The sequence below is a fragment of the Metabacillus niabensis genome, assembly GCF_902829255.1.
Taxonomy (GTDB): domain Bacteria; phylum Bacillota; class Bacilli; order Bacillales; family Bacillaceae; genus Metabacillus; species Metabacillus niabensis.
Genome location: NZ_CADEPK010000371.1, coordinates 1 through 10,780, shown reverse-complemented (window position 1 = coordinate 10,780; position 10,780 = coordinate 1). Strand labels below are relative to the sequence as shown.

Annotated in this window: 11 protein-coding genes and 1 other annotated feature; all 11 genes read left to right on the top strand. The window is 35.7% G+C overall.

Annotated elements, in window-relative coordinates:
* Positions 1–37: 37 nt before the first annotated feature.
* The 11 genes from HU235_RS21860 (at position 38) to HU235_RS21810 (ending at position 10,693) form a co-directional block, all read left to right on the top strand.
* Positions 38–1,483, top strand: a complete 1,446-nt coding sequence (locus tag HU235_RS21860) for a YfcC family protein (RefSeq protein ID WP_095300764.1) — start codon at positions 38–40, stop codon at positions 1,481–1,483.
* A gap of 252 nt (positions 1,484–1,735) precedes the next feature.
* The gene (locus HU235_RS21855; RefSeq protein WP_095300765.1) at positions 1,736–2,983 is read left to right on the top strand and encodes an MFS transporter; all 1,248 of its coding nucleotides are present in this window, start codon (positions 1,736–1,738) and stop codon (positions 2,981–2,983) included.
* Positions 2,980–4,560 (top strand): gamma-glutamyltransferase, encoded by a 1,581-nt coding sequence (gene ggt, locus HU235_RS21850; RefSeq protein WP_174881578.1) that lies wholly within the window; start codon positions 2,980–2,982, stop codon positions 4,558–4,560. Before HU235_RS21855 ends, ggt begins: the two co-directional genes overlap by 4 nt.
* 120 nt (positions 4,561–4,680) lie before the next feature.
* Entirely contained in the window at positions 4,681–5,130 is a 450-nt protein-coding gene (locus tag HU235_RS21845) for an Lrp/AsnC family transcriptional regulator (protein WP_095300767.1), read from the top strand.
* A 364-nt stretch (positions 5,131–5,494) separates the two neighbouring features.
* Positions 5,495–6,070, top strand: coding sequence for a chromate transporter (locus tag HU235_RS21840; protein ID WP_174881577.1), 576 nt, complete (start codon positions 5,495–5,497; stop codon positions 6,068–6,070).
* Positions 6,067–6,597, top strand: a complete 531-nt coding sequence (locus HU235_RS21835) for a chromate transporter (protein WP_095300769.1) — start codon at positions 6,067–6,069, stop codon at positions 6,595–6,597. Before HU235_RS21840 ends, HU235_RS21835 begins: the two co-directional genes overlap by 4 nt.
* 323 nt (positions 6,598–6,920) lie before the next feature.
* The gene (locus HU235_RS21830; protein ID WP_174881576.1) at positions 6,921–7,463 is read left to right on the top strand and encodes a GNAT family N-acetyltransferase; all 543 of its coding nucleotides are present in this window, start codon (positions 6,921–6,923) and stop codon (positions 7,461–7,463) included.
* Between the two features lie 565 nt (positions 7,464–8,028).
* Entirely contained in the window at positions 8,029–8,427 is a 399-nt protein-coding gene (locus HU235_RS21825; RefSeq protein ID WP_095300772.1) for a VOC family protein, read from the top strand.
* Positions 8,428–8,487: 60 nt separating this feature from the next.
* Positions 8,488–8,755: a binding site (T-box leader), on the top strand.
* Positions 8,756–8,833: 78 nt separating this feature from the next.
* Positions 8,834–9,397 (top strand): GNAT family N-acetyltransferase, encoded by a 564-nt coding sequence (locus HU235_RS21820; RefSeq protein ID WP_174881575.1) that lies wholly within the window; start codon positions 8,834–8,836, stop codon positions 9,395–9,397.
* 124 nt (positions 9,398–9,521) lie between these two features.
* Positions 9,522–9,953, top strand: a complete 432-nt coding sequence (locus HU235_RS21815; RefSeq protein WP_095300774.1) for a GNAT family N-acetyltransferase — start codon at positions 9,522–9,524, stop codon at positions 9,951–9,953.
* A 158-nt stretch (positions 9,954–10,111) separates the two neighbouring features.
* Positions 10,112–10,693, top strand: a complete 582-nt coding sequence (locus tag HU235_RS21810) for a pyridoxamine 5'-phosphate oxidase family protein (RefSeq protein WP_325100949.1) — start codon at positions 10,112–10,114, stop codon at positions 10,691–10,693.
* The last annotated feature ends 87 nt before the right edge of the window (positions 10,694–10,780 follow it).

Genomic DNA, 10,780 nt, shown 5'->3' with positions numbered 1-10,780 from the left:
TAATTAAATATTACTAAAATGATAAGGAGGAATAAAAATGAGGTTAGAGAAAGCAGAAGAGGCTGTTAATTCACCAGAATTATATAAAGTTAAAAGGAGATTCACACTGCCACATATTTACGTTCTTTTATTTTTCTTTATTACTCTTGCAGCTATTGCTACTTATTTCGTTCCTGCTGGAGTGTATGAAAGAATTCCAGGTCCTGAGGGGAGGACAACAATTGATCCTAGTTCATTTCAACTGGTTGAACGGTCACCTGTTGGATTAACAGAATTTATGACAGCTATACCAAGAGGCTTGGTTGCTGCTGGCGAGGTTGTGTTTTTTACATTTATTATTGGCGGTATCTTTGCGGTAATTCGTAATACAGGGCTTATTGAAATAGGAGTTAGTAAACTAACGAGAAAGTTTTCAACTCGAAGTATTACGCTAATTCCAGTGTTAATGGTTGTATTTGCGACTGTCTGCAGCTTGATTGGTACACAGGAATTAAGTCTAGTGTATGTTCCTGTTATCTTACCGATTATGATCGCTATGGGGTATGATTCGATGGTTGCAGCTGCGGTAGCTTTAGTTGCTACTACAGCAGGTTTTATGACGGGGTTTCTGAATCCAATTAATACGGGATTGGGGCAAAAGATTTCTGGTCTTCCCGTGTTTTCGGGAATAGAGATGAGATTCGTCGCTTTCATTGTGTTTGTATTGGTCGGAGTGTTTTATATTGTCCGTTATGCTCAAAGGGTAAAAAGAAATCCAATGTCTAGCTATGTATATGAAGAGGATGAAAGTAAGAGAATGATTTATTTAAATCAATCTAAAGTAAATAAGCCTATTGTAACAATGCGTCAAAAGCTTGCATTCCTTGTACTTTTTGGTTTTTTTGTTTTGTTAGTTTATGGAGTATTAGCAAAAGGATGGTTCATGTTAGAGATGGCAGGATTGTTTATTCTAATGGGAATTGTCGTTGGGATGATTTCTGGTTTAAATCTAACAGCCATTTGTGAAGGATTTAATGAGGGCTTCCGTGAGGTGTTGGTCGGAGCCATTATCATTGGAGTAGCCAGAGCAGTTGCGGTTGTATTAGAGGACGGTCAAGTGATGGATACGGTCGTGAATAGCTTGGGGGCATTTGTTGGTGAATTTCCAGCTGTATTTAGTGCAATTGGAATGTTCTTTGTCCAAATGCTATTTAGCTTTCTAGTTCCATCTGGCAGTGGGCAAGCGTTGGTAACGATGCCGATTTTAGCTCCGCTTTCAGACCTAATTGGTGTAACAAGGCAAACAGCTGTTTTAGCATATCAATTTGGTGATGGTCTTGGAAATATTCTGTTCCCAACCTCGGGATACTTTTTGGCGACTTTGGCTATCGCTGGTGTACCTTGGCAAAAATGGGTTCGCTTCTACATGCCGTTGTTTCTCATCTGGTTTGTACTTGCCATTGTATTTTTAATTATTGCGCAAATGATTCAGTGGAACGGGTAAATATAGCTGAAGGATAGATAGTCGTACATGGCGATCTAATATCCTTAAATACTGCATTTGAGGTAATTAAATTGCTTAGTTTCGTTATGGGAATAAAAAGGAGTCAAAATACTTCGAAACGAAACTAAAAGGAAGTGATTTGTTTCGAATTGTTTAAAAACTATGTGAGAATATATGACAGGAACCCCTTTTATTTGTAAGAGTGTTGTTATAATAATCACAACATTCAGAAAATAAAAGGAGGAATTTGTAATGAAAAAGACACATCCAGCTTTTGTTATTTTTCTATTTTTTTTAGGTTGGGTATTTATGTATGCTGACCGTAATATCCTTTCTCCAGTTATGGGTAGCATCGGGGAAGAATGGGGACTTGATAATGCTCAATTAGGATTAATGTCAACAGTGTTTTTTGCTGCTTATGCCCTTATGCAAATCCCTACAGGGTTTTTAGCTGATAAGTTTGGAAGGGTAAAGGTGTTAGTTGCTGGGTATGTGTTATTTGGTGTTGCAACCTATTTGAGCGGGTTAGCCGCAAGCTTTGGTATTTTTTTATTAATGAGAGCTTTAACTGGCTTAGGAGAAGGAACGTATTATGGTTCCCAATATGGAATTTCCTCGAGCATAACACCTAAAAAATACAGAGGACTTGTATCAGCTCTAATCAATAGCGGGATGGCGTTTGGAATCTCACTCGGATTTATTGCATCTAGTTATTTTACATATTCCTTAAATAAGGGCTGGCAATTTCCTTTTTATGTATTTGCTGTTCCGACAATAATTGTGGCGATTTTAATCGGAATATTTGTAAAAGATAATCACCATAAAAAGCACAAGCAAGAGAAGGCAATCCAAGAAAAAGGCAATATGAAGCTATTATTTACAAAAAACCACCTTCTTGTTTATCTATTAATCTTTTGTTCCTTATATGGATTTTTTGGAATGCTAACGTGGCTTCCTTACTATTTACAAACCGCTCGAGGTGTCGATGCCGCACAAACTGGCATCATTGCATCTTTAGTACCGTGGGCTTCAATTCCTGGTGCCATCTTATTTGGGATATTATCCGACAAAATAAAAAGCAAAAAGCCGTTAATTATTTCATTGGCGCTTGCGGGGGCATTATGTCAATTTGCCATTCCTTATATTGAAAACTATTCCTTGCTTCTTGTAGGTTTAGTCCTATATGGATTACTTGGAAAATTAGCGCTTGATCCAGTTTTAATTTCATATATGGCTGATATTACTCCTTCATCTATGTATTCGAGAGTTTATGGATTTTTTAACTTTAGCGGTATGTTGTCTTCCATTTTTGCTCCTTATATTACTGGGTATTTTGCAGATCAAACTGGCAGCCTTGAATTCGGCTTTTATTTATCAGGAGTTCTTTTAATTTTCGGAGGTATATTGTTTATTTTTACCGATAAGCGAATTAAACCAACGATTGATTCCTCTTCAACTGTCATGATAGGAAATGTAGCTGGGGAGGGAAAAATAGGATGAATAAAGCGATTGTAGCAAACAAGACAATGGTCGTAAGTCCTCATTATCTTGCATCACAGGCTGGAAATGCGATTCTTCAAAAAGGGGGAAATGCTTTTGATGCAGCTGTAGGGGTCAGTGCTTGCCTTGCAGTAGTATACCCACATATGACTGGACTTGGAGGTGATTCCTTTTGGCTGACATATAATGCTAAGGATAAAATGATCCGTGCTTATAATGGAAGCGGCAGATCAGGCTCTAGCGTAACACGTGATGTATACAAAGGGAAAACCTCTATTCCGACCCGTGGGATTGAAAGTGTCATAACCGTACCAGGAATGGTTGATAGCTGGGACGCAATCCTAAAGGAATATGGAAATTTATCATTAGAGGATGTACTTGAACCTGCCATTGAGTATGCAAAATCCGGCTTTCCTTTTTCAAAGGATCAGCAGGAGAATACGGTGAAAAACTTTAAGATGCTACAAAGAGATAATGATGCAGCAGCTATTTTTCTTCCGGATGGGAAGGTGCCAAAGGTAAATGAGAGATTTATTCAAGGAAATCTAGCCGATACATTAAAGGAAATTGCTAAATATGGCAGAGATAGCTTTTATAAAGGCGAGTTAGGGAAACGAATCATCCAACGTTTAAAGGAAAAAGGCGGTTTGCTCAATGAGGCAGATTTTGTTGACCATAAAGGAAGATGGACTGATCCAATTACAACCACTTACCGAGGCTATCAAATGTACCAAGTACCCCCTAATTCTCAAGGCTTTACAGGGCTAATGGCCCTTAATATTCTGGAAAACTATGATTTACGTTCAATCTCAGAAGGTTCATTTGAATATTATCATTTATTAGTAGAAACATTAAAAAGATGTTTTCAAGATCGAAATCGCTATTTAACTGATCCAGATTTTCAATCCATTCCATTAGATAAGTTGCTAAGTAAATCCTATGCACAAGAAATGGCAAGCTGTATTCAATTTGAGCGAGTGAACGATGTTCAAACTCAATCGATTGGAAGTGATACCGCTCATGCTGCAATTGTAGATGAGGAAGGTAACGCCGTATCCTTTATTCAAAGTCTTTACTTTGAATTCGGCTCTGGAGTAGTTGCGGGGGATACTGGAATTATCATGCAGAACAGGGGTTCATTCTTTTCTCTTGATTCTTCACATATCAATCGTTTAGAACCAAGAAAAAGAACCTTCCATACATTAATGCCTGCGATGGCGATTAAAGATGGACGACCGCGCATTCTCTATGGTACTCAAGGAGGTGAGGGACAGCCACAAACACAAACTATTATGATTACAAGAATGATCGATTATGGCATGGATCCACAACAAGCAATTAGTGAACCCCGATTTGTTTGGGGCAGAACCTGGGGAGAAGCTAGTCAAGAGCTCAAGATTGAAGGACGCGTTTCATTAGCGGTTATTGAGCAATTAATGGCAGCTGGTCATCTCGTTAAAAGGGTAGAACAATTTGATGGGATTATGGGACATGCAAATGCCATTGTTATAGATGATCAAGGCTTTTTGCATGGCGGTGTTGACCCGAGAAGTGACGGTGCTGCTATTGGGAGATAAGGCAACTGCTCTAAAGCTTGTTGATTGATTTTAGGATTGCTTTCTTTCACCTTAAAGGCTTTCATCAGATGTCTGTTAATATTATACTCATACTATATGATGCTAAAGGATGGGTATAATATGAAGATCGATAACATTGATAGGAGAATACTTGAGTTACTAACTGTTAATGGAAGAATGTCTTATTCTGATATAGGTAAAGAGCTGGATTTATCTAGAGTATCTGTTCGTGAACGTGTAAATCAATTAATAAAAAATGAGGTTATTGAAAAATTTAGTGTAGTGATTAATTCTGAGAAAATGGGGAAGAATGTTTCAGCCTTTTTTGAAGTGGATTGTGAGCCTAGTTCCTTAGTGGCGGTAGCGGAAAAGTTAGCGGATAATCCCTGTGTATCAAGCTGTTATCAAATGACTGGTCCAAGTACACTTCATATGCATGTACTCGTTGAAGACTTTAGTGCGTTAGAAAAGTTCATTAATAACGAGTTATATGCACTTGAAGGAATTACAAGAGTAGAGAGCCATATTTTGCTTAGACGCTTTAAAAGTCGTAGCGGTTTGAAATTATAGAATGGCTATTCGTAGAGGTTAATACTCATTATCCCCCTTTTTATTTAAGCTTTATTTGGGAAAGGGGGTGACCGAGTTTAACCTCTTTTTTCTTGAAAAGTATTTTAATTTATAGAAAAAACTAAATATTTACACTATAATAAGTGGTAAGTGGAATGTGATTCCGTTTGTTAGGTATTTTTTGTATATGTGTTAACAAAGGAATAGAAAGGTAGCATATTATATAATTATTTATCATAAGGTTTATCGTAGGGGAAATAAAAAGAATTAATACTATGTTGGGGAAGATAGAAGATAAGTCATGTTTTCGTTTGTAAATTTCTAATGGATGTAACAAGAAAAATAATTTGTAAAGGGAGATTATATGAAACAACTTCAATTGTTTTTAGCGTTTTTCCGTGTTGGAATTTTGGGCTATGGTGGTGGACCATCGTCAATACCTCTTGTACATAAAGAAGTTGTGGATCATTATAAATGGATGAATGATGATGAATTTGCAGATGTGTTAGCGTTAGGCAACACACTGCCAGGTCCAATCGCAACAAAAATGGCTGGTTATATTGGCTATAGAGTGGCAGGGATTGTAGGACTTATTAATGCCACCATGGCAACCATTTTACCTACGATTATTTTAATGATTGTTCTATTAACGACCATTTCTTCTGTTAAAGACTATCCTTGGGTTCAGGGGATGACAGCTGCGGTCGTTCCTGTAGTTGGAGTTATGCTTGCGACCTTAGCATGGGAGTTTTTTGCGAAATCAAAAGAATCTTTGGGATGGCTAAAATCCATTTTATTTTTAGTCGGTAGTTTTTTGTTAATGGAGGTTATAGGGTTGCATCCAGCCATTTTAATTGGTGGTCTTTTACTCGCAGCCATCTTTCAAAAAGATAAAAAGCCTGAGGCAGATCGTGCTGTAGAGAGGGGGAATGCTTCATGATTTATTGGGAAATCTTCCTTGCCTTTTTTATACCGGGAATACTTGGATACGGAGGAGGTCCAGCTTCCATTCCATTGATTGAAAATGAGGTTGTCGATCGTTACGGTTGGATGAGTGTAAACGAATTTAGCGAGGTGCTTGCATTAGGAAATGCGCTTCCAGGTCCAATCGCCACAAAGATGGCCGGTTATATTGGTTATCAACAAGGGGGGATTTTTGGAGGATTTATAGGTATATTTGCGACAGTTGCCCCATCATTAATTTTAATGATCGTATTATTAGGGTTTTTATATAAGTATAAAGATTCTCCAAAGGTAAAAAGAATGACAACCTATATTAGGCCGACAATTGCTGTTTTACTTGGGGTCATGGCATTTAGTTTTTTTTCTACCGCCTACATTGATACTGGAATTTGGCAAACACTTTTTCTAATTGTTATCAGTTTTTTACTACTAGAAAGGTTGAAGGTACACCCTGCGCTTGTCATTATAGGAGCAATGGGGTATGGAGCGATTTTTATAACGTAATGTTTTAAAAGGCAACAAAAAAATCTAACAAAGTCTTCTTAAAGGACGATTGTTAGTTTTTTTACTAGGCTGTTTTCAGTAAACTCCTGCTTTAGAGCAGTGGTACTAGTGAGAATTAAAAGTGAGGGGTAATAGTTTTTGTCATATGGATTAGGTGAGTTTGTTTCCGCGAAAAAGTAAATTGCTATCCCTTTTTCACAAGGGAATTCTGTAATTTACCAGAATATAATAAAGGATGAAATCGTATATGTGTTAGCAAAGTGCTAGTTGCCACTTATTATTTTACATATAAGTATTAGCTGTTTACAGCAAGGAGTGTATAAATGATTGAGTTAAAATATTTTGACCGTCCAGATTTTGAGCAGCTTATCGACTGGATTGATTCCCCTTCATTTCTGCTTCAATGGGGTGGACCTGCATTTGAATTTCCGTTAACGACCTCTCAGTTAGAACGGTATATGGAAAATGCAAATCGTAAGGATTCAGAAATATTCATTTATAAAGTAATTGAGTGTGAGACTCATAAAGTTATTGGTCATATCTCTTTAGGGAAGATAGATAGAAAAAATAGATCAGCAAGAATTGGAAAAGTCTTAGTTGGTAATAAACATGTTAGAGGAAAAGGAATCGGCCAGCAAATGATTAAGGAAATTTTATCGATTGCTTTTGATGATTTACACTTACATCGAGTTAGCCTTGGAGTTTTTGATTTTAATCTTTCTGCCATCGCTTGCTATGAAAAGGCAGGTTTTATTAAAGAGGGATTGCTAAGAGACTCAAGAAAAAATGGTGATGAATACTGGAGTTTATTGGAAATGAGTATTTTAGAGAATGAATGGCAAAAAATGAAGGGAAGTTCAGTTTAGTTGAGACTGAAAGTAAAGATACAAAACAGTTGATGCATAAGGAGCTGAATCTTTCTCTAATTACGTATAGTTGTATTATGATAACTAGTACATCTACTCAAACAAATCAACTATAAAAAAAGACCGATGTCAAAAAAACAAGATATAAACATATAATTACTATTTTTAATTTTGAGTTCTTATTCATAATAAACATATAGATGCAAATCATTATCATAATTCCAAATCCTATCCACCTAGCATAATCAGCAAAGTTAGGATCTTTAGAAAAATATAACACTGCTAAGGATAGTAAAAAGAGAAAGAAAAAATAGATATTTTTCATAATATTACACCTTTTCATTTTTGGTCTTTTAATAATAGTAATCTTTCTAATTGTGTGTGTAAATACGAAAATGTAAATATAAGGATATTATAAAAATTACTTATGATAGTACAATCTTGAGTCATCTTATTAAGCACTACACAAACAAGTAGGAATAGCCCGAGAAAATAATGAAGTCATTATAGAAGTAGGTGGAGACATTTTGAGATACTTAATGAAAATAAAAGGAGTCGATTTATAGTGGGAAAGGTAACACCATTTTTGATGTTTCAAGATGGCAAAGCAGAGGAAGCGATGAATTACTATACTTCTCTCATTAAGGATTCAGAGATCACTAGTATTGTCCGCTATGGAGCAAATGAAGCGGGAGATGAAGGAACAGTGATGCAGGCAACTTTCACCTTAAAAGGGCAGGAATTTATGTGCATTGACAGTAATCTAAAGCATCCGTTTACCTTTACACCTTCATTTTCAATTTTTGTTACCTGTGATACGGAAGAAGAACTTGATACTCTATATCATAACCTCAACAAAGGTGGTCAAGAGCTTATGCCATTAGGGGATTATGGCTTTAGTAAAAGGTTTGGCTGGCTAAATGATCGGTTCGGGGTTTCCTGGCAATTAAATCTCCCTAAATAAAGTTTAATGGTATTGACAAACCCATTTCCTTCCAATAAAATCTATTTAATTCTATAATGAAAATTAGCCATGAAGAGAAGAGTAAGTATGAATGATATTTTCAGAGAGCTCCTATTTGGTGGAAGGGAGTAGTATTATCGTATTGAAAAAAGACTCGGAGCTGCACATGGAACGTAGATAAGTGAACTCAAGTGATACTGTGACGGAAATCTCCCGTTAACGAGATGAGGTATAATCAATTCAATAATTGGTTACCTATAAGAGGTTGATCTGGTAACAGATCAACAAACTGAGGTGGTACCACGAAGCTATGACTCTCGTCCTCAAGATAGTTTATCTTGTTGGCGAGAGTTTTTTTGTTCCCATTTTTTCTATTCATCCATTAAATTAGAGAGGAGTATATAAGATGAATCCATTATTGTTAGATATTCCATTACAATTGGAAACGAGTAGATTGATATTACGGGCACCAAAACAAACTGGAGATGGAACAGTTGTGAATATGGCTATCCGAGATTCCTTTCATGAATTAAAAATATGGCTACCATTTGCCCAAAAAATTCCTACTGCTGAAGAAACGGAAATAAACTTAAGAGAAGCACATATTAAGTTTTTAAAAAGAGAAAGTTTTCGTTTTCTTATCTTTCTCAAAGACACAAATGAATTTATTGGCTCAACAAGTATTCATGGGATAAATTGGGACATTCCTAAGTGTGAGATAGGATATTGGATAAATACTAGGTTCAGCGGCAATGGATATATGACGGAAGCGATTAAAGAGTTAGTTCATTTCGGAATAAGCAAAATCAAGTTCAAAAGAATTGAAATAAGGTGTGAATCAACTAATATGAAAAGTCGTTCTATTCCAGAGAAGCTCATGTTCAAGTTAGAAGGGATATTACGGCAAGAGGATTTATCGGCAGATGGTAGGAAACTTACGGATACTTGTATTTATTCTATAATTTCGTGAGGATATCGGTTGAAATAATAGTCGTTGACTTACTAGTACTCTAATGTTTTTTCAGATACATCCGTGATGAGAATAGAGCTTAACTTAGAATAAAATTACAGATAAATATAAAGGAGTGTTAATGATGAATTTAGTAATCTCAAAAGAGCTAGATAAAAACGCTAAACAATATATTAATGATGGACTTTTTAAGTTTAATTTAATGCATTTTCCTAAAGATTTAGGAGGGAGATATGAAGATATTGGCTTGTTTATCAAGGATGAGAATGGAAATGTTCATGGCGGAATAACTGCTGCAATATGTTGGAATTGGTTAGAAGTATATATGTTCTATTTAGATGAGGAGATTAGAAAAATGGGATATGGAACAAAATTATTGCGAGAAATAGAGACAATTGCGATAGAAAAACAATGTGATTTTATTAAGCTAGATACTTTGAGTTTTCAAGCTTTAGGTTTTTATGAGAAGAATGGGTATCAAGTGTTTGGGACAATAGATAATGTAGGTAGAGATTTTAAACATTACTATTTAAAAAAAGATTTAAAGAACTGTTAAACGTGTACTTTCTTAAATAAAATCGTTCATGCTAGCTGGACATGAAATTTGATTTTCGAATGGTACTAATGAATGATTGATTTCATTGTTTGAAGAGGGAGGCAACCTATTTGAAATGAAATCAAAAATTTAAAAATATAGTTGAAACAGAAGAAGAGTTGCGTTCAATTATTGGTTTTCCGAGTGAGTTAGTAAAAAGAAAGGTTATTCCGTATTTAGACGAGCATTGTACTGACTTCATTTCAAAATCACCATTTTTAGTCATTTCCACATCAGATGATGGGGGCTTTTGTGACGTTTCTCCAAGAGGGGATGCCCCAGGGTTTGTTGTTGTTTTAGATGAAAAACATTTAATTATACATGAGAGACCAGGAAATAGAAGGATAGATTCTATGCGAAATATTTTATTAAACTCGAGAGTAGGTCTTCTTTTTATCATACCTGGAATGGAAGAAACGCTTAGGGTGAATGGAAGGGCAACTTTAATACATGATGAACAATTACTTGAAAAAATGAAAGTGAAGGAGCGAAAACCACTTATAGGCATAGGTGTTGAAGTTGAGGAGTGTTTTATTCATTGTGCCAAAGTCTTCAAACGTTCAAAATTATGGGACACGAATTCTTGGATGAATAAAGAGATGCTGCCTTCTGCTTCAAAGATGTTATCTGCTCATTCTCAATTTCGAAACAAGGATGTTACTCGTATGCTTGAAGAAAGTTATACAAAACGGCTATATTAAATTTTGAGCTAAAAGGAGAATATGTTTATGGTTAAAATGATAGAAGATGAGCATTATTATAATAATAGATTTATTGTTGTTAACGAT

Coding starts and splice junctions, on each gene's coding strand:
- HU235_RS21815 (WP_095300774.1), top strand. CDS start 9,522: ATGAATTTAGTAATCTCAAAAGAGCTAGATAAAAACGCTAAACAATAT.
- HU235_RS21840 (WP_174881577.1), top strand. CDS start 5,495: ATGAAACAACTTCAATTGTTTTTAGCGTTTTTCCGTGTTGGAATTTTG.
- HU235_RS21860 (WP_095300764.1), top strand. CDS start 38: ATGAGGTTAGAGAAAGCAGAAGAGGCTGTTAATTCACCAGAATTATAT.
- HU235_RS21855 (WP_095300765.1), top strand. CDS start 1,736: ATGAAAAAGACACATCCAGCTTTTGTTATTTTTCTATTTTTTTTAGGT.
- HU235_RS21830 (WP_174881576.1), top strand. CDS start 6,921: ATGATTGAGTTAAAATATTTTGACCGTCCAGATTTTGAGCAGCTTATC.
- ggt (WP_174881578.1), top strand. CDS start 2,980: ATGAATAAAGCGATTGTAGCAAACAAGACAATGGTCGTAAGTCCTCAT.
- HU235_RS21820 (WP_174881575.1), top strand. CDS start 8,834: ATGAATCCATTATTGTTAGATATTCCATTACAATTGGAAACGAGTAGA.
- HU235_RS21835 (WP_095300769.1), top strand. CDS start 6,067: ATGATTTATTGGGAAATCTTCCTTGCCTTTTTTATACCGGGAATACTT.
- HU235_RS21845 (WP_095300767.1), top strand. CDS start 4,681: ATGAAGATCGATAACATTGATAGGAGAATACTTGAGTTACTAACTGTT.